Consider the following 22124-nt stretch of genomic DNA (forward strand, 5'->3'; position numbering starts at 1 on the left):
CGAGGCAGACCCAGGCCCACGCCTCGGCGGCGGAACGGCGGAACCCGCCGGCACGAGGTGCTGTGTCGGCGGGTTCCGTGGGTGGCGTGCTGGCCGTCACCGGCTGAGGCCGGACGTCCGCTCGCGCGCCTGCTGCTGCTTGGCGGACTTCGCCTTCGGTGCGCGGCCCTTCGCCGACGACGCGAGCGCGCGCTTCGCGCTCTGCGGGTAGCTGCTGTCCATCGCCTCACGGGCGTGCCCTGCAGCCGTCGTCGCGGGCGCGCGGGGCGCCTCGTGATCGGCGACGGGTTCGGGCATGGAGCTCGTCTCACGGGCCGCTGCGGCGTCGTCCACGCCGGCGTCGTTCAGGTGCCGGTCGTGGTCCTGCTCGTGGCCGTACTCGTTCGCGAGGTCGACGTCGGCTTCGCTGTCGAGGCGGTCTGCCGTGCGCTCGTGCCGTTCGGAGTCGGGGGTCGCCTCGCCGGCGTCCCGTTCCTCGTCGGCGCCCTGCTCGCGCTGTGCGCGGGCTTCGTCCTGCAGGTCGGCCGCTGCGGCTCGGTCGTCGCGACCGAGGGCGTCGTCGCGCATCGCGGCGAGGCGGTCGTCGACGGCGTGCATGAGCGCGTCGCGGCGGGCTTCCTCGGAGTCCGGATGCTGCGCGCGGATCTCGTCGACGTTGATCCCGAACCGGGCATGCGCCTGGTCGCGGACGGTGTCGTAGATCGTCGCGGCGTTCCGGTCGACGTTGTAGAGCGTGGCGCCGTAGGTGGCTGCGTTCGCGACCCGCTCTCCGGTGGCGTTGTCCCAGAAGTCCTGCCGACCGACGATCTGTCGGAGCTGCGCGGTGCGCTGCTCCTGCTCGCGGATCGCGGCGGCGGACTGGGCCTGCGTCTGACGGTCACGTTCCGCTGCGCGGCGGCTCATCGCCTCACGCACCTGTCCGAGCGCCATCATCGCGGCGCGGACGACGCGGTCGAACTCCTGCCCGACTTCTTCCTCCGACATGCTGTCTCCCCTCGTTGGTTCCATCCTCGCCGCCCCGTCCGGGGAGCGAAAGCGTCTCTGACGTTCCCTACCGCTCGGTGCCTCTGTCGCGGCCGCCGGGGGTCTGCTCAGGCCCGCGCCGTGTCGGCATCGGTGCGACCGACGGCGTGCTCGGTGCCGGTGCTGCGGGCGCCTGCGCGGTGACCTCGTCGGCCGCGCGCATCGCGTTCGCCATCGCCCGCTGCACCGCCACCACGGCGGCGGTGTCGCCGGCGAGCTGACGTTCCTGCGCGATGACCTTCCCGACGCGGGAGAGCTGCCGGAACACGGCCGTCCAACCGGTGATGCTGTCGCGTCCGGTGGCGCGCTGCACCAGACGTGCCGTGTACGCGGCGTTCGCGGCCAGGGCGGAGTTCTGCTCCTTCACCCGGCCCGGGTCCTGGTTCGTGAACCGGTCGCGAGCGCCGATGCGGGCGAACACGTCGGACGCCTGCGCGAACGGTCCGTGCTCGCCGCGCTCGAAGTAGATCGACGCCTGCGCGAACGCGCCGGACATGTCGATCGCCGCGTGCCGGTTGAACCCGGCGGAGCGGTCCGGGACGACGTTCTGGCCGTGTGCGTTGAGCCGCTGCACTGTCTCCCACGGGAGACGTGCGGGACGTCCCTGGTTGGGGACGTCGTACTCGTGCTTGCGTGCTGCGTCGCCGCGCGCGGTCCACACCTCGACGGCGTCGCGCTCGTCAGCCTCGGTGCTGTTCCACCGGTTGCGGAGCTGGCCGAGTCCGAGCGCGGAGTCGAGCTTCGCGCCGCCGAACCAGACGGCGGTCCCGCGGGACCCGTCCTCGTTGCGCGGCGGTACGAGGGCGGCGGAGTAGCCGACGACCTTGGTGGTGCTGCCCTTCTCGTACCGGGGTCGGATCAGTACACGTGCGTCACGTGCGCGCTCGATGAAGTCGCGCTCACCCGTGGCCGACACCGCGGCGGAGCGGAGGCGACGGCGGAGCTCGTCGCGGTCGGCGGCACGTGCCTTGCCGGCGGCGACGCGGTCGACCTCTGCTGGCTTCGCGCCGCGCTGTGCCTCCCGGTCCTGCTCACGTGATGTGAGGACCTGCAGGCCGTACTTGTGCTCGAGCTTGTTCGCGATCTGCTGCGCACGCTTGTAGTCGTCGTGCACGCGTGCCTTGGTGCCGTCCTCGCGGACGAGGTTCACGGCGATGTGCACGTGGTCGTTGCCGGCGGTCGAACCGCCATGGCGGACGGCGACCCAGCGGCACGCGGCCGGGGCGTCGTCGTCGCTGCCGAGCGCATCGAGGTTGCCGTCGTCGAAGCCCATTTCGCGGACGAAGTCGCGCGCGATGCCCGCCCACTGTTCGTCAGTGAGCTGCCCTTCCTCCGCCTTGATCGACAGGGATGCGTGCCACATGTGCGCCGGCTTGTCGCCGATCTTCACGTTGCGCTCCGCCTCGGGGTCCCACCGCTTCACCGGAGCGGTGACCTGTGTCCCGAAGGTGCGTCGCGGTTCGTCGAGCGCGTTGGCGATGTCGAGTGCGTCGTCCATCGACAACTCACCGTCCGTGATGCCCTGCACGACCGCGTCGTGACCGGCGACGACGTGCGGGTTCTCGTGCACATTGTGGCGGTGCTCTTCGCGCGTGGACTGTCCCACGAGGTAGCTCATCAGCCCTGCCGCGGAACCGCCGCGGGTGATGTTCGGCATCATCAGCGCACCGCCTGGTCGCGGAGCAACGTGTCGATCGTCGCGGTGAGCTCGTCGATCGAACGGAGCGTGTGCACGATCTGACCGTCCAGCGGCGCACCGGAGTTCACCGCGCGGGTGATCTGGTTGAGGTTGTTCGAGTTCGCGGCCAGCAGTCGACGGATGCGGAACAGCTCAGCCAGGTACTCGCGACGCTCTGTGCTCGTCGCACCACCCTCGGGTGCGAACGCGCGCTCGACCAGGACGCGAGCGATCGTGACGCCGCCGGCCTCCTGCGCCATGACCATGGCACGGGCCTCTTCCTCGTCAGAGAGCTTGACGCGGTGCTCGTGAGGGCGTCCACCCGGCACGTTCTCGCGGCGACGACGGGACCGACTGCGCGCGGTCCCCACCTGCTCGCTCATGCGTGCCTCCTAGCCCAGTGCAACGAACCCGCCCCTGCGGGGAAGCACACGTCCAGTGTGCCGCATCCGACGGCCTCCGGTCGAGGATCAAGCCAGTTAGGGGACCTAACCGTATAGCTTGCTCTCACCCCAACCGGGGCGTGAGCCTGCTACACCCGCGTGCATGGATGGGTCCACGTCAGAGACGTGGTCAAAGATCCTGCGGGGGTTGCCGCGTGCTCGATAGCATCGAAGCATGCCTAGGGAAATCAGCCTCGAAGAGATCGAACAGCGCGCACAGCAGGCGCTGCAGGACCGCATGTCCGCCATGCGTGACCTGATGGACAAGCGCCAGAGCGTCATCGACGCTCGCGCGCTTCTGGAAGACGCGGAGCGGCAAGCCGCCAGCTCCTACGCCGACGCAGTCGGCGCCGGGTGGACCGACGCGGATCTGCGCGACTACGGCCTCGGCGACCTCGCCGGGTCCGGCTCGAAGCCGCGGCGGAAGTCGACCACACGGAAGACGCGCGCGACGCGTCTCGCGGAGGGTACCTCCGGGACGCCGACCGAGTCCTCGGAAGACGCAGCAGAGTCCTGAGGGCAGCCCGCTGGGGACTGATCGTCATGCGGGAGCCGGGCCGGCGTCAAGGGCGCTTCGCGTCGCACGCGATGTGACTTCGTCACACCCTTGACCCCGTCCCGCCTCCCTCATTGGGTCCCCCTATCAGCGTGATGCCGCAGTACCGGGCAGAGGACGCAGCGCCCTTGTAAAGGGCCGGTGTCGGCAGCAGTCGGAACCGCTGATAGCGACGCGTGACGAGCGCGGTCGGGATGGAAGGAACACGCACCATGGAGTTCAAGGAACACCGCGCAGAAGACCTGCTCGGCAACGACCGCGACCAGCGCACCCGTGCGTTCATGGTGCAGTCGTACCGGCAGGGGCAAGACGAACGGCTCGCGCGGCGGGCGTACCTCGACGCGGCGCGCGCCGGCGACGAGCGTGCACTGTCGAAACTGGAACTGGACCAGGCCGTCGACTCACAACGAGCACGCGAGCTGGCCCGCTCCCTGGTGAAGGTCCTCGCCCGGCACGAGCCGATTACGGGACGTACGTTCGGTGAGCTGCGCGACGTGATGCACCTCGCCGGCAAGTGGGACGAGGCGGACCGTTCGATCGCCCGCCACGTAGAAGAAGTCGAGCACGCCGTGCACGACTACCTCGCAGCGATGCGTGACACCGGCGCGCTCCTACCACTCACCCCACACCAGGTCGACGAGCTCTCCTTTGACGCCGTCGACGTACGGTCCACTCGCGAGTGGGACGACGTCGCCGTGGCGGAAGAGGCGTTGCACGAACAGCGCCTCGACGAGCGGCACGCAGCACTCGAAGCGCGACGCGACTACGACGCACTGTGGCTCGACACGGTGCGGGACCTGCGCGACTACGGCCAGCAGAACGAACGCACGGACCCGCTCACCGTGGAGTGGCGAGAGCCCTCCCCCGTGAGCACCAGCTACCCGCACTCTCCGCGTGCCACGCTGAACAGCAGCACCCGCGGTTCCGCCATCCCGGCGCCGCGCACACACAAACTCCGCCCCACCGGGCCGGATCACACCACCGAACGATGAGGACAGCAGGGGGAACACTGATGGCAGAGAACACCGCGTTCACGTACACGCTCGATACCGCCCGCCGGCGGTTGCTCGAGCTTGAGTACGACGTGACCAACGAACGGTCGACCGCGGGCAAGGCGTCGCACCTCAACGAGGCATTGAACGTGATCCGCTCCACCGCGCTCGGCCGCGACGAGGGCCCCGCCCTGGTCGACGCGACGCGCAACCTGCAGGACACCGCTGGCCGTCAGGGCATGACGGTCGACATCGTCAGCGACGCACGTGCGCAGTCGTTGCAGGCTGCGTGGGGTGCGTTCGAGCGGAACCCCTTCGACGGGTGGACCGGACATGACCTCAGCGACGACATCGCGTACTTCGCCGAAGGTAGCGCGCAGCCGCACAACCTTGGTCGCGTCGCCGAACTCACGCCGGAGGAACGTCGCGCCGAAGCGACAGACGCGCTCGGTCGGGTCGACGAGTGGTCCCGTGAGGGCATCCACACGGCCATGACGAACGCCGTCTCGACGGCGGCGGTGTATGAGGGCTACCCGGAGACGAAAGCGCTCGTCGACGAGGTGAGGTTCGTCTACGAGACGGCCCGCACCACGCCGGGAGCGTTCGCCGAGCTGCAGACGTTCGACCAGGTCCTCGACGCTGCGAACCCGAACCGGTCGCAGCCGGCGGCGGAGCAGAGCAGCACCCGCGACCGCATCCGGGAGAACTTCGCCGCGCAGCGCGACGGCGTCGCGCCCGTCGGCCGGGACGACCTGCTGCAGCGGATGACGGCCGCGTTCCAGCACGGCCTACAGGAACGGCAGGACCGCGCCGAGCGTGGCGCGTACAGCCTCGACGCGGTGCAGGCACGAGCAGCCGACCGGGTCCGCGACATCAGCCTCGCCGAGTCGACCACGACCCGGCTCATCGACAGCCTGCCGGACACGTCACGCACACCGGTGGAGCACCCGATCAGCGGGCACGAGGCCGCCGACCTCGAGACGATGGCGCGCCTGCACGGCAAGTGGGGCGGGACGGACCCGGTGATCGCCGATCGTGTCGACGTCGTCGACCGGATCGCGACGCAGACGACCACCCGGCCGAGCATCAGCGACGCCGATCAGAACTCGTACGCCGGGTTCGACAAGCGCGCATGGGACGGCTGGCAGGACGTCGAGCGGAAGGAGCTCGCGAACAACACCGCGGAGCAGAAGACGATCGTGCAGGCCCTCTCCGGTCAGCAGCAGTCGGCGTCGTTCCCGCAGTCCGCGGCCGCGCAGCTCAACGCGTCGGTGGGGCAGGCGCAGCCCGCCCCATCGTTTCGCTCCGGCCGCGGGTTCGGTACCCCGACGAGGGATGCCGGCGTAGAGCGATGAGCATGGCGGACGCGGCGGCGCTGGACGGGTTCATCGCCGCAGTCGGCGGCGATGACCCGGTCTACACGGGCCAGTGGCCGCGCGTGGAGTGGCAGGCGGCGTACAACGCCTTCCAGGCGTTCACGCGCGGCCCGGCAGGCTGGCGGCTTGCGCCGTTCGCGGGCATGCCGGAATGGCTTCGTCAGATGGTGGACGGGCGTGCGGTGCCGGACACGGAAACGCCCGCTCCCACGCTTGGTCGGCTGTGGACTGAGCGGCTGAACTGGTTTCAGGTCGTCGACGAACACCCTGCCGACCTGGTCCTCTGGGTCGACCGCCCAGCGCAAGGACATCAGGTGTCGGCGCAGCAACTACGCGCCGCGTTCGATGCCGTCCACGCCGTCGGAGCGACGCCGGTGTTGACGGTCCACCTGGACCCAGCGATCGAGTCCGAGGATCTGCGAACCACGGTGAGCATAGAGGCGCTCTACGTAGTGGACATGGTCGGGACCATGGGCGCCGATGTCGCGGCGGCCATCCTCGGGTGGCCGGGTGCCGAGCCGTATCACTTCGAGCAACCGTCTGACGTGCTCAACGGCGCAGGGTTGCAACACGGGCACGTGACAGCCTGGGAGTGGTTGTAGGCGGCACAGGCCATGAGAGGCGAAGGCTCCATCGGATCTCAGCTGTGCGCGCCTCAGTAGGTCACCGCTCGATCGAGCGAACGGCCCCCGCCGGTTCTCCGGTGGGGGCCGTTCTGTGCGCCGACACCAGGGGTGTCAACGGGGCAGGTCGTAACCTACGCCGCGGAGACAGGACGTCAGTCGGTGCGGTGTACGAGGTCTTGGTCGTACGCCTCAAACTGGCCGCGGAGCTGAGCAGCACGGGTCCACTCGTCCGCAGTGAGACGAGCGTTGACGTCGACGTTCTTCCAGGTTGCGGGATGGGCGATCCACGACTGAACGTAGGCACGTCGGATTGCACTCAATCGGTCGCGCTCCTCGTAGTGGCTGGGCAGAACTCCGTGAGGCGACTTGCTGGTCACAAGCTGCACGAACGCGACCAGGTCGTAGCCGTTGATCTCGTCGAATGCCGCGGCCGCGGCGTCTACGCCCGCCTTGAGCTCGTCGGCCGTCTCCCCCTGCAGCGAGCCCTCATCGTGCACGCGGATCTCGGCGGTGAGTCTGTCAGCCCAGCGGAGAACTGCGGCGCCGAAGGCGACTCGAGACTGCAACGAGTCCGTGGCGTACTCACGGTTCGCGATGCGCTTCGCGATGCGGTTGCTTGAAACCGCGACAGCCACCGCGCCTGCACCGACGGCGATGGTGCCAATGGCACCGAACGCACCGACAAAGGCGGGGACACCGATGTCCGCGAGCCACTGGTAGGACCACGTCGGCGCCCACTCGCCTGTCATGCTGCGCCAGCGACAGGCTCAAGCGCGATACGTGCTTCCTCGTCGACGCGCTCGAACGCGCGGAGGACGCTCGAGCGGCCGACACCGAGCGTCGCAGCGATCGCGCCGGGCTTCTTGCCGTCGTCGCGCATGCGGAGGGCTTCGGCGATGCGCTCCGGGGTCATCACGGTGGGCCGGCCGCCGACGCGGCCCTCGGCGCGTGCGCGGGCGAGGCCGTCTCGGGTGTTCTGCCGGATGGTGTCGACGCGGAGCTGGGCGAACACGGCGACCATGCCGTAGAGCGCCCGGCCCATCGGAGTCGTCGTATCGATCTCCGGTTCCGTCAGGGAACGGAGGTTCAGGCCCCGCTCCCCCAGGTCATTGACGACCTCGATCAGGTGGCCGGTCGAGCCGGCAATGCGGTCGAGCCGGTAGACGACGATGGTGTCCCCTTCGCGGGCGTAGTCGAGGCAGGCCATCCACTGCGGTCGGGTCCGCTTGCGGGAGGACTCTCCGTGGTCGGTGAAGACGCGGTCGCAGCCGGCGGCCTCGAGGGCGGCTTGCTGCGTGCCGGGGTTCTGGTCGTGGGTCGAGACGCGGGCGTACCCGATGGTGTGCGTCATCATCGCTCCATTCCGGTGTCACGGCCACGGCTGGTGTCGCCGTGGTGACGCTGTGCGGGGTTCTCGGCGCCGTTGCCGATGGTGTCCTTGGCGGAGGCCGGGTACGACGCGTCGAGGCGCTGGCGGGCGCTCTGGGCGTCGCTCGTCGACGCCGGGGCGTCGAGTGCGCTCGCCCAGGCGCGCGTACGCTCCTGGACGCCGGCGAGGTCCGTGGCGTCGTAGCCGTAGTCCTGCACGTCGACGGGACGGATGCGGTCGACCTGCTCGAGCTGGCGGGCGAACATGCTGCGGTCGAATCCGGGGTCGTGGTGCACCGCGGTGTCCAGCAGCTCGTCGTCGGTGAACCGACCGGACCGGCGGATGGCGTCGACGTCGAGGTAGTCGCGGGCTTCCCCGCGGCCGTAGAGCGCACCGACCTTGTTCGCGACCGCGTCGTCCAGGTCGAGCACGGGCCCGACCTCGAGGGTGACGGGGTCGTGTGCGCGCCAGTCCACGCCCATGTCGACGTCGAACCGGTACCCGTCCGCGGAGGTGACGTCGAGGCGGGCGAACTTTTCGGCCTGCCGGGCGATGTCGACGGTGTACCCGTTGTCGCGGAGCGCGGCCACGCCAGCGTCGAGTCCTTCGGTGAACAACGCCGGGGCGATGTTCGTGGTGAACAGGTCGACGTCCTCGGTGGGCCGGGCGATGACGCCGTGCTCTCGAATCGCGCCGGAGCCGGCGAGGGCGAAGCCCTGCCCGCGCATCGCGTCGAGCATGATGCTCGTCGCGGCGCGCTGGTGTTCCTCGGACGTCGTCACTGCAGCCCCGCTGCCAGCTCGGGGAACTTCGACTCCCACGCGGCCGCGCAGCGGGCCGGGAGCGCGAGGTCCCGCCACACCTGCAGGAGCGTCGACGCGTGCAGCGTCGACTCCTGCACATGGCGCGTGCCCTCGCGGACGATGTTCCGGTACGCCTTGATCAGCGTGTCATGGTCGGACAGGTCGAACTCCCGTTGCGGACCCCAGTAGACGGTGATCGGCAGCGTCAGGACGCCGTCGGCGGGCCCGTGCAGGGCCGCCAGGCTCGAGGGGGTGTCGTACGGGATGACGTCGGCGAATCGGACGCGGTCGCTCATCGTTCGTAGCCCTTCTGCTCGGTCTGGTGGGTCTGGGCGGCCGATGGCTTGACGTCGGGGCCGGCGGTGTAGCGGGCGGCGCGGAGCGCGTCGATCGCGGACGTCGGGTAGGACGCGGATGCGTCCTTGGTCGCGGTGAGCTCGCTGACGGGCTCGCGGGGCGGTGGACCGTCCCGTTCGACGGCCATCATCTTGAACACGGGCACGAGCGCCTGCCAGTTCGGGACGGCCTCGGTGATCGGCGGCGTCGCGGCCGCGGACGCCTGGTTCCACCGCTCCGGGGACACGGCGCCGAAGTCGAGCGAGAACCGCGACGTCTCGGCGAGCTGGGTCATCAGGATCTTCGACGTACGGCCGTTGCCCTCGCGGAACGGGTGCGCCTGGTTGACCAGGGCGAACACCTTCGCAGCCCCCACCGCGAACTCCTGCTTGTCGGCGTTGGGCCAGTCGACGGCGTCGACCATTCTTCGTGCGTGCTTGAGGTAGACGTCGATGTCGCCCGTGCGGGCGAACCCCTTCCCCTGCTTCGCCATGTTCACGTTCCGGTACTCGCCGGCCCACTCGTAGACGTTCTGGAACAGGTGCCGGTGCACGGCCTTGACGTGGTCGGCGTCGAACGTGCGCGGGATCTCGACACGGCCGGTCAGGATCTCAGCTTGACGTGCTGCCGTCTCGCGGTACTCCCGCTGGGTCAACTTGTCGCCCTCGAGGGCGCCGTAACCGTAGAGGTTCTTGAGCACGTACCCGTGGGGCTCGGTCATGTACGAGTCCCACGTGTCGAACGTGGTCACGACGTCTGGTCGATCGCAGCCGCGGTGCGGCGTTCGTACTCGGCGTTGTCGATCGCCCCGGTAACGAGATCGACGAGGTCGACGACATCGGCCCGGTTCGGGGTCCACCCCTCGTGCCAGCTCGAGGCGAGCGTCTGCAGAACGGCATCACGGTCCTGCGCGCTCAGCGGCGCGAACAGGTCCGGGTACTCGGCTTCGAGCTCGAGTCGATTCGCCATGGGTCCCCCTCGTTCGTGGTCTGACCAGCCTAGCGAGAAAGTGCCCGAAAACGGTGTCCGTTACCGAATCGCGTCCAAGGTTTCGGACAGGCGTTTCGGTCAGCGCTGCAGCGGCGTGTCCCGGAAGTCGTTTCGGGCGCCCAGAAACGGTCGTTTACGGGCACGACGCGCCCGGCTGCTCAGCCCGTCGGAGCGCCGGGCTACTTTCACGGCGACCACGTGACCGATTCGGCGCCCAGCGCTGTAGATACCGGAGTGAGGTTCTGCCTTTGTCGCCCGTATAACTCAGTACCGATGCACTGCTCCGCCGGTGGAGACCTCGCGGCATACACCCTGTGCTGCACACCTCCGTGCGGCGTACCAGAGTCAGTACCTCACACTTGGAGCCCGCCCGTGACCATCCTCTCCGTCCTCTTGAGCGCCAGCGTCCTTGCCGCACTCACACCGCTCGTCGCACTCGGTGTGTTCACGTACTGGGGACATGTCGCCGTGAAGAACGCCGGGACCCAGGCGGAGCGTGCGTCGCTCGCCAGAGAGTTCGCGCTGCGGGTGCTCGACGTCGGCAGGTGGAAGTGGCGGAAGAAGGACGACGGGGCGGCACCCCCAGGTGGCGACGACCGGCAGGATGGGTGAGTGAACTTCGACATCTACGAGGACAGCGCTGATGCTGTGCGTAAGAGGACCTGGAAGTACCTCAACCGCATCCTGCCCCACGGAGGGATGTTCCCCATGCAGCCGGTCGAGCGCGAACGTGAGGCCGCGGGGACGAACGCAACGGTGCTCCGTGCGGTGCACGACGGAGACACCATCGGCGCGGTCTACATCGGTCCGAGCTGGGAAGAAGCAACTGATGCGAAGTCGAACGGCGCGGACGCCATGGCCAAACGCATCCTGCGCTCCGTCCGCTCGCTCCACGGGATCGGTGTTGACCCCGATCACCGATCCCAGGGCATCGGGTCGGCCCTGCTCAAAGCGGTAGAGGCTCGCGTCGCGTCAGAGCCGGACACGTGGCTCATCATCGGCGTGGCTCACGGGGCACCGGAGCTCGAGGGGTTCTACGAGCGCCACGGGTACGTACTCGGCGAGCCGTCTCGCTCGATGATTCTCCGCGTCGGAAGCGACGTGATCGTGCTGCCGCAGTCTGATCCGGAGCCGCGATGGTTCTACAAGCAGCTCACACGTGACGAGGCTGCAGGGAAACCCCCGGTGCGCGCGTTCCATCCGACCGACCGCCAGCTCGCGATGATGCGCGCTGGCGCCGACCAGATCGCCGGCGAACGGCCGCGTACAGGCAAACTAGGGGTTTGAGAAATGGCAACAGATACTGAGTACTTGGTCGGTCAGGACAACTCCCGCTTACGCTGGGCCTTGTACGACAATTACAAGCGGGGGTGCTACTTCTGCAAGCGGAAAATTATTTTCGCGTTCATCCAAATCGATCACATCATTCCGCGAAAGACGAGCGTCGCGGACGGCACTAAGATTTGGGCTCGCGTACGGCCAGGTGAGACCTACCCAGGCATTCATAACCTAGCGAACCTTGCACCCATATGCAGTGAGTGCAACGGCCTACAGAAGAAGAGTGATTACCTCCTACCCGATGGAGTCCTCACCCTTTACCTCAACGAGGCCAACGAAAAGATAACTGAGATCGACGAAGAAATTGCTCGGCTCAGGGACGTCCCCGAGCTTGAGCTCGCTGCTCTGACGATCATCCAGGCAGACATCGAGAACAAGCACCAAGTCCAGGCGATAAGCCAGCAGGCTCAGGCGGTGCTCGAAACGATCGCCGCTACTGGTGTGAGCATGGAGTACCGCGAATTAGAACAGATACCCCTCAACCTGGACGAAGGCTGGAACCAGGCCTGGCTCCTCTGGGAACAACAGGGTCGAGAGTTCGACGCAGCAATTCGCTTAGTCTGGCAAACCGGCGCAGTCGGTGCCATTGCTCGTCGAGCAGTCCATGAGGTATGGCCCGCGGTCGAAACTCTGCTCTACCAGCACTTCGGCGGTCGCGCCGGTCGCACCAGCGAAACCGAAGCAAGCGATCTCCATGTTGACTACGTTCGAATGGATGTGCGGCCTGCAAAATACTTCAACGAGTTCGAGGGGTTCTCACTCGAGCTGCATGTTGCCGTACAGGCGTCCGGCAATATCACAATCCTGCAGCAGCGCATGGACGGCGATGGGCTTGAGGAGGACGACGTACGCGAATGGGCATTCGACGGCGTCATGGAAGTAACCTATCGGTGGTACGACCATAATACTGACGATCATTTCAGCGCGAGATCCATCCGCTCCAAGCCGATCAAGGACGGCGGCTGGGAAAAGACGCTGCAGTAGTAACCTTTGGCAGGTATACCAAAGCCCCCAGCCAAACAATGGCTGGGGGCTTTGGTGTCGGTACCGGGAGAGAGTCGGTACCGACGGGCTCGAGCGGGTCGGAGAGAGTGACCCGTCGAGAGCTATAGGGGGCGGGACGTCGCGATGTCGTTGGCTGCGGCGATCAGGGCGATGATCTGTCGGGCGGCCGACACCGGGTCGTCAGCGAACACGTCGAAGGCGACGGTGTCGCCGCGGCCGGCTGCCGTGTTGTGTGGCCGGGAGTGGTCGAGCAGGGCTGTTTCGATGCGGGCGTACGCCGTCTCCATGTCGTCCGGGGTGACGTCGCCGCCGGGCGGGTCCATGGGGTCGAGCTCGCGGATGCGCTGCAGCGCATCGGGCGTGTGGGCGAGGGCCTTCACGGCGCCGTCGAGGGTGCCGGTGACGAGCATGTGCGCGGCGACGGGGTTCTCGAGCGCAGCGACAAGATCTCGTTCGTCGTCGATGATGTCGGCCAGGGCGAAGCCCATGGCCGGGTCGAGCGCGATGACGCGTTCGGCGACCTCGGCCGCGCGGTCGTGGAGGGCGGTCATGTTGACGGGGCCGACGCCGGCGGTGTCGCTCATGCTGTGCCTTCCTGGGTGGTGGGGCTGGTGCCCCAGCGTGCGGTGATGTCGAGGTCCGTCTCGTAGACGATCAGGCCGATGTACCGGTGCCGCTCGGCGCCCTCGATGCGCTGGGTCTGGCGCTCGAGGCCGGTGATCTGCCGGATGGCTTCGCCGTCCTGCCGGTATTCCTCGGCGGAGTACTGGAACCGGGCGAGGGCGTCGATGGCGGAGTTGCACCACTCGGTCTGCAGGCCCCAGGTGCGGGTCTGCATCCCGAACAGGCGGTCGTCGGGGGTCATCGTGCGTCGTCCTGGTCGTCGGAACGGCGGCCGCGCTCGTTGTCGCGGTCGCGCAGCTCGCCGCGCTCGACTCGCTGCTGCAGGCCGCGGAGGGTCGCGGCCATCCACACGGTCGCGGCGGCGATGAGGACCCAGACGATGAGCCGGAACGCTGACGGCCAGATGAAGGCGGACGCGATGTTGAACACGATGCCGACGGACCAGATGGTCATGCCGATCCACACGGTGCGGAAGCTGATGTTCTCGCGCCTCATCCATCGGACGCTGCCGGCGGCGACGACGCCCCGGCGGAGGCCGAGCATGATCGGGACGACGCCGGCGATGACGAACACGGCTTGCGTCACGGAGACGGCGGCGGGGTAGCTCATGCGGAACGGTCCGGTCGGGCGTGGGCGGACTGACCGCGGAGCGCGGTCTGCGCCTGCTCGAGGTGGTCCCACACGAGCTCGAGCATGGTGGCGGCTTCACCGAGGTGGTCCGCGGCCTTCGCGATCGCGAGGGCCGGGTCAGAGCCGTCGTCCTCGCGGACGTCGTAGGCGTCGAGCGAGTAGCCGAGCGCGCGCACGAGATTGCGGAGCGAGGTGGGGAGACGGTCGCCGACACCGGACTTGAGCTCGCCGAGGGCGGCGTAGACGTCCTGGCCCTTGATGTCGTCGAACTCGCTGGCGGCCTGCAGCGCATCGAGCGCGGTGCAGGCGTACGCGGAGGCGCGCACGACGGTCGGGCGGTTGTCGTCGTCGGTCATGGGTTCATCCTCTCCCGTACCGGGGACGGAGGGGCGGCCGGCGCCGCCCCTCCCCCTGGCGAGCTACTGGCCGTTGTCCTCGCGCTCGGCCTTGCGGACCTGCGCCACGGCGTAGCGGAGGTCGGGCCCGATCGAGGTCGCTCGGAGGACCCGGCGGAACTGCCGTTCGGTGCCTTCACCCCAGGACTCGGTGTGCTCGTCGCCGACGACGATCACGGGCATGCCGGAGCGGAGGGTCGCGGCCGCGTTGTTGCCGAGGTCGAACCACGCTTCGACGTTGTGCCGGGTCGGGGTGTCGTCCTTCTGGAACTCGCCGCGGACGTAGCGGCCGGTGTTCTCGAGGACGGTGATGCGGGTGACGGTGGCCTTGCCGGCCTTGGTGCTGGTGGGGTCCTCGGCGAGGTTCCCCAGGATCGTGCGAGTTGCCATGGTGTCGCTCCTTCACGGATCGAGGGCTGGCGCCCCCTAGTGGTGTCGAGCCGCCCGGCGGGCGACTCCCCCAACACCTCTATTGGTACTAATAGTACTCTTACAGGTGTCGGAAGTCAACGGTGTTGCGGCCTACTGGCCTGCGTCGCGGTCTTCTTCGCCCCAGTACTCCCAGTGCAGCGGCCGGGTGCGGGCGCCCTTGTACGGGCCCTTGTTTTCGTGGATGGCGCAGTCGTGGTTGTCGTGGTCGTACGCGGCTCGGTAGTACCGGTCGGCGTCATCCTCAGCTCCGAGGTAGGCGTTGTGCAGGGTGGTTACTTCCGGCTGTCGGGATTCCCAGCCCCAGCGTTGCCCTTGGCGGAAGATTGCCCACTCTCGTTCGGTGAACTCGGCCTCCGGGATCTCGCGTGCCGGCGCATCGTCGGAGGGCGCGCGGAGCTCGCGGTAGTCGGCGGGGCCAACGAACGGGTCGGTCATGTCCTGATCCTCGGTGCTGGTGGGGCGTTCCTAGGCGGTGAGCGTGGCGATCTTGTCGGGCCGGAACCCGGTCCACGTGTCGGTGTCGGTGTCGGTGACCACGGCAGGGGCCTGCAGAAGACCGCGGGCCTTGAGGTCGTCGATGGCTTCGGGGTGCTGGTCGAGGTCGACCACGGTGTAGCTGATGCCCTTGCTGTCGAGTGCTCGGTAGGTGGCGGTGCACTGCACGCAGGCGCTCTTGCTGTAGACGGTGATGCTGCTCATGGTCGTGGTCCTCTCCCCGATCGTTTTTCTTGCCCTTCCGGCACAGGGATCGATTGGGAGCGGGAGCGATGGAGTGCAGGGTCCGTGGAATACCGGACTGAGCATCGCGAGGGAGGATATGCCGCGAAAGCCCTGCCGGAGTCGTGGAGCGACCTATGATCGCCCAGCCGGAAAGGTGCAAGAAGCCCTGATGAACCTCAGTCGCCGCCGTGCGGCGACGGCCCGTCCGCGGCCCGCCGTGGCCGCGGACCTACGGGGTGCGGAAGAGCGCGAACCCGGTGTACCGGTACTGGGTGGTCCCGTCGACGTCTTCGACGATGACCTCGACGCCGGCGAGCTGGTGCAGGTCCTCCCCCGACTCGCGGGCGGTCTGGATCTGCGCTTCGAACTCGATCGCCGCGGCGGCGCGGGTCGGCTGCGGCTCGGTGTAGAGCCAGTTGGTACGAGTCGGCATGGTCAGCTCCCCATCGGTCGGCCGCGCGGGATCTCGCCGGCCTCGACCGGCGGCCAGGGCTGGCCGCCGTTGTAGCGCTGCTCGAGGCGTTCGGCCTCGCGCATGAGGGCGCGGTCGACGAACTCGCTCCACGAGCGGCTGCCTTCCTGTCCCTGCGTGTGGACCATCGCTGCTCGAGCGCGAGCCGTGTCGTCGGGGTCCTGGTAGAAGGACACCTTCGGCTTCTTCCCGGCCTTGGGCGCGGGCTTCGCTGCTGGTGCGGTCGGCGCGGGGCTGGTGGCCGCGGGCGCCGGCTCGGGTGCGGAGGCGGGCGCCTGCGGCGTCGCGGGCGCGGCCGGTGCGTACGGCTGGGCGGCGCCGAGGGTGCTGCGGCGTCGTTCGGGCTTGCTGGTCGCCATGGTTAGCTCCTGCGGATCGTGTCGAGGTGTGCGGCGTAGATGTCGGCGACGGCGCGGGCCTTGCGGGTCCCCCACTCGTCGAGGCCCTTTGGGACCTCCTGGGCGTCGCGAATCCACGTGTGCTTCGGGATCGCCGGCGTCAGCACGTTGTCGATGCTCTGGTTGAACTCTTCGATCCAGTACTGGTCGTGGGAGGTGGCTTCCTCGACGCGGTTCACCAGGACGCCGGCGATCTGCAGTCCGGGGTTGAAGTACTGCTGCACGGAGCGGACGGTGTTCTGCAGCTCGGCGATGCCGTCGGCGGCGAACAGGCCGGGCTCGGTGACGATGAGGACGCGGTCGGAGGCGGTGAGCGCGTTGATGGTGATGAGGTCGAGGTTCGGCCCGACGTCGATCAGCACCAGGTCGTAGTCCTGCTCGACGGTCGCGAGGGCTTCGCGGAGGCGGTGTTCGCGGCCGGCGACCATGCCGGTGAGCTGATCGCGGACGATCGATAGCTTCCGGCTGCCAGCGACGACGTCGAGGCCGTCCCACACGCCAGGCCGGATGGCCTCGGCGAGGGTGACGTCGCTACCGGCGGCGATGACGTCGGCGAGGTCGAGGTCGTCGGTGGTTGCCCGCTCGCGGGCGGCGACCGAGCTGATGTTGCCCTGCGGGTCGGCGTCGATGATGAGGGCGCGGAGGCCCTGCACGACCGCGGCGCGGGCGAGGTTCAGCCCGCTGGTGGTCTTGCCGACGCCGCCTTTCTGCGCGGCGGTGGTGATCTTCTTGACGGTCACGTGTGTACCTCCATTAGGGGTAACAGTACTAGTAGAACTATTTACTTGGTGCGCGGCGCGCTGCGGGTCAGTCCGTGAGGCGGCACGCGTCGCGCGGGACGATGCGGAGACGTCCGTCGTCATCGGTCCAGACGCGGAGTGTGGATTCGTCGGACGACACGGCGATGACCTGGCCGACGAAGGATTCGTCGAGGAGGGTGACGCGGACGGTGCGCCCGACGAGGGGGTGGTCGCCGCGCGGCGCGGGAGCGTCGCGACGGGTTCCCGCGACGTCGCGGAGGCCGACGCCGGCTTCGCGGGGGTCGGCAGGTCGGGGCGTCGCCTCCGAGCGCCGATATGCTCGTGCGCGCTGCTCGACCCGGGCGAGCGCCGACCAGGCCGGGCCGTGCTGGACCGCAGGCCGCGGCGCGGATGACTCGGGCTCGTGTTCCCCCATGGCCCTATCCTGCCGCGTCGTGGCCGCCGCTTGGCGAAGCATGGCGGTCCGCCTCGCGGAGGTGGTACCGGACGTTCGCGACGGTGCAGTGCAGCGCCTCGGCGATCTGGCGTGGTGCGAGCCCTTCGGCTCGCTTGGCGAGGACGTTGGCGCGCATGGGGCCGCGTGCTCGATCGCCCGTGTCTGACTCGGCCTCCTGCTGCGGCGCGTAGCGCCGCCGCTCGCGTTCGACGATGAGGTCGGCGACGCTGGTGTCGAGGGCGTCGGCATCGCCGGCGATCAGCCACCAGAGGCGGCCGGGGATGCGCAGCGGCACCAGGACGGTGCGTTCCGGGTACTCGGTGGTCATCGTTCCTCCTTCCCCCAATCCCCCTAATAGTGGCATTAGGGGGATTGGGGCCAGCCCTACTCGGGGCGCTCGATCTCCATGTCCTGCCCATCCATGTGATTCGGGTAGAACACCCACTCGAGTTCCGATCCCTCCGGCGGGACGAACCGGACGCCCTGCACCTCGCCGACGATGACGCCGAGGGGGTCCTGCACGACGAGGGGTCGGGCGCGCTTGACACCGTTGACGGCGATCAGTGCGTCCCCTTCCTTGAGATCGGAGAGCTTGCGGATGTGCAGGTGAGCCATGGTGGCGGGTTCCTTTCATGCTTGGTTCTAACAGTACTAATAGTACTGTTCCGCGTCGGGGCTGTCAACTCTTGAGGGCGAGGATCAGGTCGGGGCGGAGGCCGGACCAGTGGTTCTCGGGTTCGTCGTCGACGACGACGATCGGGGCTTCGGAGTAGCCGAGTTCGTTGGTGACGTAGTCGAGGGCGGCGTCGCTCGTGGTGACGTCGACCTCGGTGTACGCGACGCCCTGGATCGTGAGGAACTGCTTCGTGCGGTCGCACTTGAAGCAGCTCGGCTTGGTGTAGATCGTCACGCTCGTCATGGGGTCCCCATCCCTCCAATGCTTCTATTAGTAGTCGGTCTGTAATCGGATGGTGGCGACCGCTTCGTCCGCGTCGCCGCGGCTCATGGTCAGGGTCAGCGTGACGGCTTCGGCCCGGGCTGCGCCGGGTGTGTTCGGTACGCGGTCGAGGCTGAACGGGACGCGTGTCGCCCCGGGGGCGGCTTGGAGCGCCTGGACGAACGCGGCGTCGAGGACGGCACGGAGCCGGTCGTCCTCGTGCTGCGCCCGTGGGTCGCCATCCCAGCGCACGACGTCGGACCATGCCTGGCGGGTCAGGTCGACCGCACAGGTGAAGCCCGCGGCGGCGGCGTTGCTGTCGGTGGCGATCAGCGCGCCGAGCTCGAGTTGCCGTGTGCGAGTGGTGCGGTGCTTCTCGTCGAGGTTCCGGAACACGGGAACGCCTTCCCGGTGGGGCGACTCGCGCCGCCCCACCTCTAATAGTGCTATTGGTACCTACCGGGGCAGGATGGTGTTGAGGTCGACGGTGACGCCCTTCTCGAGCAGGCGGGCCTGGTTCTCGACCTTCGCCGCGATCCGGGACCAGCCGTCGGGGGACAGGACCATGAGCGGGTCCCCGTCGATGTCGTTGAGCACGACGCAGGTGCGCTCGTCGAGGACGTGTCCGGCGATGGGGCAGAACATCGTCTTCGTCACGAGGTAGCGGACCATCTCGTCGCGGAGGATCTTCTCGAGGGTGGTGGACATGGGTTCTCTCTCCTAATGCCGGTAATAGTGGCGTTCTGTCCTGGTGGCTGTTCCGGCTCTTGCCCCACCGAACGTTTTTTGTTCCCTCCTGGTAATCGAGTCCAAAGCCGGGAAGCGACCGGAGTGCAACCCGTCAGGGCGGTGGGGGAGAGAGTTTCGGCGCGATGTGAGGGAGCTTGCGACCGCGTGCCGAAAGTCTCGGCGGAGACGGCAGCTTGCCGCTTGCGCGTAGCGAGTGCCCGGCGACGATGAGTGACCAGGAGGGAACCAGCACGCTCTGCCCTGTCAGGCTGGCCGCCCCGTGGGCGGCTCCGCTGGGGGAGAAGGGTGCCGGCCTCCGTGCCGGCTCGATGGGCGAGGCCTCCGTGCCGAGCCGGGCGGTCCCGGCCGCTCGGGGGTGCAAGCGACCGGGACCTAGGGGATACCTCCGGTCCGTGTGGGGGGACACGGGCCGGAGGCGGGAGTCGGGCCGCGTCTTGGAGGAACCACGGCCCGACTCGTCTGGGAGGCTACTCGACCTCGTCGCCGTCCGGGGCGATGTCTGCGCCCTGCTCCGACTCGGCCTCCGTCGCCTGCTCCGGCTCGGGTGCGTCGATGTCCGGCAGCCCGTCGAGGACGATGCGCTCCACGTCGGAGAGCACGTAGCCCCAGGTCTGCAACTGGGTGAAGTATCCGGCGAACCGCTTCCGTTCGGTCTCGTAGCGCCAGGTCTCCTTGCTGGTGGAGCCTTCGACGCCGCCGAGCACGACTGCGAGGGTGACGTACGCGGCGCGGGCCGGGTGGCTGGTGAGGTAGGCGCTCACGCCGTCGCGTGCGCCGTGGTCCTCGGCTCCGAGCAGGGTCGCTGCGAGGCTGTTGCCGCGTCCCATGTGGTCGGCGACGCTGGTGCGGTATTGGGTGACCGCCGTCGCGATGAACGCGGTGACGTCCTTCGGGAGCGTCTTGCGGGTGAGGAACTTCGCGATCCACTCCCGACGGACCGTCTCGGCGCTCGCCCATGCCTTGTTGTTGGCGACCAGGCGCTTGCGTTCGGCCTTCTGCTCGTCGTTCATCGGTCCGGACTGGCTGGTGGGCTGCTGGTAGACCGGGCGGGCGTCGTAGCCGTGCTGGGCCTCGTTGCGGACGTAGAGCGTGACGGTCGGCTCGTCCTGGTAGAAGTACTTCTCCACCCGGACGCCGCGGTCCTCGCCGATGCTCTCGGGCAGGGGAGCGTCCTGGTCGATGGGCTGGCCGTCCTTGCGGAGCGACGCGGCCCGGTACCACTCGGACCCGCTGTAGACCGACTCGGTGATGACCGTGTAGCCCTTCGCGGCCCATTCCTCGGTGAGGGCGGCGATCTGCGCCCGTTCGGTGCGCTCGTCGCGGGCGCGCTGCACCTCGTGCTCGAACTGGGCCGGGTCGAACTCGGCGGCTTCGACCAGGGTCGCGTGCAGGTCGGCGTCGTCCTCGAACTCGATGAGGATGGCCGCCTGGTCGAGGGTGATGTCGTGCTTCGTGACCGTCTCGACGGCGACGGCGCTCTCGGCGACCTGCAGTCCGGCCTTGACCTCGGATGCCTTGCGTCCGGTGCGCTTGGCGATCTTCGTCGGTGCCATGCCGTCGAGGGACAACTGCTGCCACGCGGCGGCGCGGTCGGCGTTGCTGAGCGCTTCCCGCTGGTCGTTCTCGATGATCTGCTGCACGATCCGGTCGGCGGTGTTCTCGTCGGCGGTGACGATGCGGGCCGGGAGCATGACGCCTGCCTCGCGGGCTGCGAGGGTGCGGCGCTGGCCTGCTCGGACGTACACGGTGCCGTCCTCAGCGCGGCGGCACAGCACGGGCGTCAGGACGCCCTCTGCGCGGATGCTGTCGACGAACTCCTTGGTCAGGTACGTCTTGTCCTCGGTGCGGACGTTGGACTCGACGACGACGGTTGTGGGGTCCAGCATCACGAACTGGTCCGTGACGGTGGGGGTCGTGGTGTCAGTCATTGCTCTCTCCTTCTCAGACCAACTTTGTTTTTTGCCCTGCTGGGCGAGGAGAGAACGGCCGGCGCGGAGCCTGGAATGCATAAGCGGGGTACCGGCCGGCGGCGAACAATCTCGGGCGATGTGAGGGAGCTTGCGACCGCGTCCGAGATTGTTCGTCGACGGGCGGCGCCATCAGGCGCGCGCGTTGCGTGGAGGGTGGAGCGTTGGCAGGATCGGACGACCAGACAGGTCAAAACGCATCTGATCAAGACCGCCGGCCTTGCCGGCTCCGCTGAGAGAACACGGCCCGCTCTGCGGGCTCCACCGACCGGAGCTCCGTCGGAGGTCGCCAACATCGTCAACGCCGACGCGGCCTAGCCGGCTACGAGCTCGAGGGCTCTCCCGGCGTCGTCAGCGGTCGAGGATCTCGTCGGGGAACGGCAAGCCCATGGCTCGCGCGGTGCAGGAGACGTGCATGCGCTGGCCGTCGTCGAGGGTGAACGTGTCGGTCGAGTGTGCGGCGGCGCGGTTCTCGCAGACCGGGCAGACGTCGAGGCTCATGGCGACATCCTCCGGCATCGTCGGGGGAGCCTGGGGCGACGGGCGCGAGCCCGCCGCCCCAGGTTGTCAGGAGCCGCCGGTGAGCAGCGTGAGCAGCCAGTGGAAGACCCACCAGCTCAGGTGCGCGATCGCGGCGATGAGGTTGAGGATGCCGGTGAGCCGGGTGAGCTTCGTGCCGGACTTGTTACCGTGGGATCTGATGGTGCCTCCTTGAGGGGCTTCGTCGGAGCCGACCGCGGATCATTGGTACGAGGCGCGTTCGGCTGTGGATTCGGGGAGCCCGACTGGTTGTAGCCGGTCGGGCTTCCTCTCCCTCAAGGGTGACGTACGGTGCCGACGGCGAGGCCCCCGAACGGGAGGTTTCGGGCGTGTTGGAGTCCACCGGGAACCACACGGGTCCGTATGTGCACACACGGAACTTCCGCGTAGGCATGCGGATCGGGCGTGTCCCGGATCTCGTCGACCTCGTCGATGTAGATGATCTTGTCCGGTCAAGAGAAACTGCTCCAGGATCGAATCTCGTCAACCCTTCGATCCTCGTTCGCGGTGTGTCGTGGGGGAGCGCG

The 22124-nt window shown here is 68.3% G+C and carries 34 protein-coding genes; 7 read left to right on the plus strand and 27 right to left on the minus strand.

Annotated elements, in window-relative coordinates:
- Window positions 1-96: 96 nt before the first annotated feature.
- The 3 genes from DEU32_RS16310 to mobC all read right to left on the minus strand — a co-directional run bounded on the left by DEU32_RS16310 (window position 97) and on the right by mobC (window position 3084).
- Window positions 97-984, minus strand: a complete 888-nt coding sequence (locus DEU32_RS16310; RefSeq protein ID WP_114851472.1) for a hypothetical protein — start codon at window positions 982-984, stop codon at window positions 97-99.
- Window positions 985-1051: 67 nt separating this feature from the next.
- Window positions 1052-2683, minus strand: a complete 1632-nt coding sequence (locus tag DEU32_RS16315) for a relaxase/mobilization nuclease domain-containing protein (RefSeq protein ID WP_114851473.1) — start codon at window positions 2681-2683, stop codon at window positions 1052-1054.
- A complete protein-coding gene (mobC, locus tag DEU32_RS16320; RefSeq protein ID WP_114851474.1) occupies window positions 2683-3084 on the minus strand; it encodes a plasmid mobilization relaxosome protein MobC in 402 nt (133 codons plus the stop codon). Before mobC ends, DEU32_RS16315 begins: the two co-directional genes overlap by 1 nt.
- A 235-nt stretch (window positions 3085-3319) precedes the next feature.
- On the opposite strand from mobC, the gene DEU32_RS16325 reads away from it, so the two are divergent.
- The 4 genes from DEU32_RS16325 to DEU32_RS16340 all read left to right on the plus strand — a co-directional run bounded on the left by DEU32_RS16325 (window position 3320) and on the right by DEU32_RS16340 (window position 6670).
- Window positions 3320-3661: a hypothetical protein gene (locus tag DEU32_RS16325; protein WP_114851475.1), complete on the plus strand. Its 342-nt coding sequence runs from the start codon at window positions 3320-3322 to the stop codon at window positions 3659-3661.
- Window positions 3662-3912: 251 nt separating this feature from the next.
- Complete coding sequence (locus DEU32_RS16330) at window positions 3913-4692, plus strand: hypothetical protein (protein ID WP_114851476.1); 780 nt, start codon at window positions 3913-3915, stop codon at window positions 4690-4692.
- A 20-nt stretch (window positions 4693-4712) separates the two neighbouring features.
- Window positions 4713-6047, plus strand: a complete 1335-nt coding sequence (locus DEU32_RS16335; protein WP_114851477.1) for a hypothetical protein — start codon at window positions 4713-4715, stop codon at window positions 6045-6047.
- Window positions 6044-6670, plus strand: coding sequence for a hypothetical protein (locus DEU32_RS16340; protein ID WP_181819325.1), 627 nt, complete (start codon window positions 6044-6046; stop codon window positions 6668-6670). The genes DEU32_RS16335 and DEU32_RS16340 overlap by 4 nt, the downstream gene beginning before the upstream one ends.
- 176 nt (window positions 6671-6846) lie before the next feature.
- On the opposite strand, the gene DEU32_RS16345 is transcribed toward DEU32_RS16340, so the two are convergent.
- Genes DEU32_RS16345 through DEU32_RS16370 form a run of 6 tightly spaced genes read right to left on the minus strand, consistent with a single transcriptional unit; the run spans window position 6847 to window position 10171 of the window.
- Window positions 6847-7443: a hypothetical protein gene (locus DEU32_RS16345; RefSeq protein ID WP_114851479.1), complete on the minus strand. Its 597-nt coding sequence runs from the start codon at window positions 7441-7443 to the stop codon at window positions 6847-6849.
- Entirely contained in the window at window positions 7440-8045 is a 606-nt protein-coding gene (locus DEU32_RS16350; RefSeq protein ID WP_114851480.1) for a recombinase family protein, read from the minus strand. Before DEU32_RS16350 ends, DEU32_RS16345 begins: the two co-directional genes overlap by 4 nt.
- Entirely contained in the window at window positions 8045-8845 is an 801-nt protein-coding gene (locus DEU32_RS16355) for a nucleotidyl transferase AbiEii/AbiGii toxin family protein (protein ID WP_258554906.1), read from the minus strand. Before DEU32_RS16355 ends, DEU32_RS16350 begins: the two co-directional genes overlap by 1 nt.
- Window positions 8842-9162 (minus strand): hypothetical protein, encoded by a 321-nt coding sequence (locus tag DEU32_RS16360; RefSeq protein WP_114851481.1) that lies wholly within the window; start codon window positions 9160-9162, stop codon window positions 8842-8844. The genes DEU32_RS16355 and DEU32_RS16360 overlap by 4 nt, the downstream gene beginning before the upstream one ends.
- Window positions 9159-9953 (minus strand): Fic family protein, encoded by a 795-nt coding sequence (locus DEU32_RS16365; protein ID WP_114851482.1) that lies wholly within the window; start codon window positions 9951-9953, stop codon window positions 9159-9161. Before DEU32_RS16365 ends, DEU32_RS16360 begins: the two co-directional genes overlap by 4 nt.
- On the minus strand, window positions 9950-10171 hold the full coding sequence (locus tag DEU32_RS16370) for an antitoxin VbhA family protein (RefSeq protein WP_114851483.1): 222 nt from the start codon (window positions 10169-10171) through the stop codon (window positions 9950-9952). Before DEU32_RS16370 ends, DEU32_RS16365 begins: the two co-directional genes overlap by 4 nt.
- 393 nt (window positions 10172-10564) lie before the next feature.
- Here DEU32_RS16370 and DEU32_RS16375 point away from each other — a divergent pair, with 393 nt between their 5' ends.
- From DEU32_RS16375 to DEU32_RS16385, 3 genes are read left to right on the plus strand one after another with little or no spacing between them, the layout of a single operon-like run.
- On the plus strand, window positions 10565-10804 hold the full coding sequence (locus DEU32_RS16375; RefSeq protein WP_114851484.1) for a hypothetical protein: 240 nt from the start codon (window positions 10565-10567) through the stop codon (window positions 10802-10804).
- Window positions 10805-11479 carry a GNAT family N-acetyltransferase gene (locus DEU32_RS16380; RefSeq protein ID WP_181819326.1) on the plus strand — a complete coding sequence of 225 codons (675 nt, stop codon included), beginning with the start codon at window positions 10805-10807 and terminating at the stop codon, window positions 11477-11479.
- 60 nt (window positions 11480-11539) lie between these two features.
- Window positions 11540-12514 carry an HNH endonuclease gene (locus DEU32_RS16385; RefSeq protein ID WP_181819327.1) on the plus strand — a complete coding sequence of 325 codons (975 nt, stop codon included), beginning with the start codon at window positions 11540-11542 and terminating at the stop codon, window positions 12512-12514.
- Window positions 12515-12636: 122 nt separating this feature from the next.
- Here DEU32_RS16385 and DEU32_RS16390 read toward each other — a convergent pair whose 3' ends face one another.
- The 18 genes from DEU32_RS16390 to DEU32_RS17330 all read right to left on the minus strand — a co-directional run bounded on the left by DEU32_RS16390 (window position 12637) and on the right by DEU32_RS17330 (window position 21558).
- A complete protein-coding gene (locus DEU32_RS16390; RefSeq protein ID WP_114851486.1) occupies window positions 12637-13119 on the minus strand; it encodes a hypothetical protein in 483 nt (160 codons plus the stop codon).
- Entirely contained in the window at window positions 13116-13400 is a 285-nt protein-coding gene (locus DEU32_RS16395; RefSeq protein ID WP_114851487.1) for a hypothetical protein, read from the minus strand. The genes DEU32_RS16390 and DEU32_RS16395 overlap by 4 nt, the downstream gene beginning before the upstream one ends.
- A complete protein-coding gene (locus tag DEU32_RS16400) occupies window positions 13397-13768 on the minus strand; it encodes a hypothetical protein (RefSeq protein ID WP_114851488.1) in 372 nt (123 codons plus the stop codon). Before DEU32_RS16400 ends, DEU32_RS16395 begins: the two co-directional genes overlap by 4 nt.
- Entirely contained in the window at window positions 13765-14145 is a 381-nt protein-coding gene (locus DEU32_RS16405) for a hypothetical protein (protein ID WP_114851489.1), read from the minus strand. Before DEU32_RS16405 ends, DEU32_RS16400 begins: the two co-directional genes overlap by 4 nt.
- A 63-nt stretch (window positions 14146-14208) precedes the next feature.
- Window positions 14209-14574, minus strand: a complete 366-nt coding sequence (locus DEU32_RS16410) for a single-stranded DNA-binding protein (RefSeq protein ID WP_114851490.1) — start codon at window positions 14572-14574, stop codon at window positions 14209-14211.
- 132 nt (window positions 14575-14706) lie between these two features.
- Window positions 14707-15051 carry a hypothetical protein gene (locus DEU32_RS16415; RefSeq protein ID WP_114851491.1) on the minus strand — a complete coding sequence of 115 codons (345 nt, stop codon included), beginning with the start codon at window positions 15049-15051 and terminating at the stop codon, window positions 14707-14709.
- Between the two features lie 30 nt (window positions 15052-15081).
- Window positions 15082-15315, minus strand: coding sequence for a glutaredoxin-like protein NrdH (gene nrdH / locus DEU32_RS16420; RefSeq protein WP_114851492.1), 234 nt, complete (start codon window positions 15313-15315; stop codon window positions 15082-15084).
- Window positions 15316-15565: 250 nt separating this feature from the next.
- Window positions 15566-15769, minus strand: coding sequence for a hypothetical protein (locus tag DEU32_RS16425; RefSeq protein WP_114851493.1), 204 nt, complete (start codon window positions 15767-15769; stop codon window positions 15566-15568).
- Between the two features lie 2 nt (window positions 15770-15771).
- Window positions 15772-16167: a ParB family protein gene (locus DEU32_RS16430; RefSeq protein ID WP_114851494.1), complete on the minus strand. Its 396-nt coding sequence runs from the start codon at window positions 16165-16167 to the stop codon at window positions 15772-15774.
- Between the two features lie 2 nt (window positions 16168-16169).
- Window positions 16170-16946, minus strand: a complete 777-nt coding sequence (locus DEU32_RS16435; RefSeq protein WP_220152799.1) for a ParA family protein — start codon at window positions 16944-16946, stop codon at window positions 16170-16172.
- Between the two features lie 67 nt (window positions 16947-17013).
- The gene (locus DEU32_RS16440) at window positions 17014-17382 is read right to left on the minus strand and encodes a hypothetical protein (RefSeq protein WP_114851496.1); all 369 of its coding nucleotides are present in this window, start codon (window positions 17380-17382) and stop codon (window positions 17014-17016) included.
- A gap of 4 nt (window positions 17383-17386) precedes the next feature.
- On the minus strand, window positions 17387-17731 hold the full coding sequence (locus DEU32_RS16445) for a hypothetical protein (protein ID WP_114851497.1): 345 nt from the start codon (window positions 17729-17731) through the stop codon (window positions 17387-17389).
- Window positions 17732-17787: 56 nt separating this feature from the next.
- The gene (locus DEU32_RS16450) at window positions 17788-18018 is read right to left on the minus strand and encodes a hypothetical protein (protein ID WP_114851498.1); all 231 of its coding nucleotides are present in this window, start codon (window positions 18016-18018) and stop codon (window positions 17788-17790) included.
- A gap of 64 nt (window positions 18019-18082) precedes the next feature.
- The gene (locus DEU32_RS16455) at window positions 18083-18322 is read right to left on the minus strand and encodes a glutaredoxin family protein (RefSeq protein ID WP_114851499.1); all 240 of its coding nucleotides are present in this window, start codon (window positions 18320-18322) and stop codon (window positions 18083-18085) included.
- 27 nt (window positions 18323-18349) lie between these two features.
- A complete protein-coding gene (locus DEU32_RS16460; protein WP_114851500.1) occupies window positions 18350-18736 on the minus strand; it encodes a hypothetical protein in 387 nt (128 codons plus the stop codon).
- Window positions 18737-18796: 60 nt separating this feature from the next.
- The gene (locus DEU32_RS16465; protein ID WP_114851501.1) at window positions 18797-19048 is read right to left on the minus strand and encodes a hypothetical protein; all 252 of its coding nucleotides are present in this window, start codon (window positions 19046-19048) and stop codon (window positions 18797-18799) included.
- A 509-nt stretch (window positions 19049-19557) separates the two neighbouring features.
- Window positions 19558-21018: a ParB N-terminal domain-containing protein gene (locus DEU32_RS16470; protein ID WP_181819328.1), complete on the minus strand. Its 1461-nt coding sequence runs from the start codon at window positions 21016-21018 to the stop codon at window positions 19558-19560.
- Window positions 21019-21408: 390 nt separating this feature from the next.
- Window positions 21409-21558 carry a hypothetical protein gene (locus DEU32_RS17330; RefSeq protein ID WP_181819329.1) on the minus strand — a complete coding sequence of 50 codons (150 nt, stop codon included), beginning with the start codon at window positions 21556-21558 and terminating at the stop codon, window positions 21409-21411.
- Window positions 21559-22124 lie beyond the last annotated feature (566 nt).

Source organism: Curtobacterium sp. AG1037 (genome assembly GCF_003349855.1).
GTDB classification, from domain to species: Bacteria; Actinomycetota; Actinomycetes; order Actinomycetales; family Microbacteriaceae; genus Curtobacterium; species Curtobacterium citreum.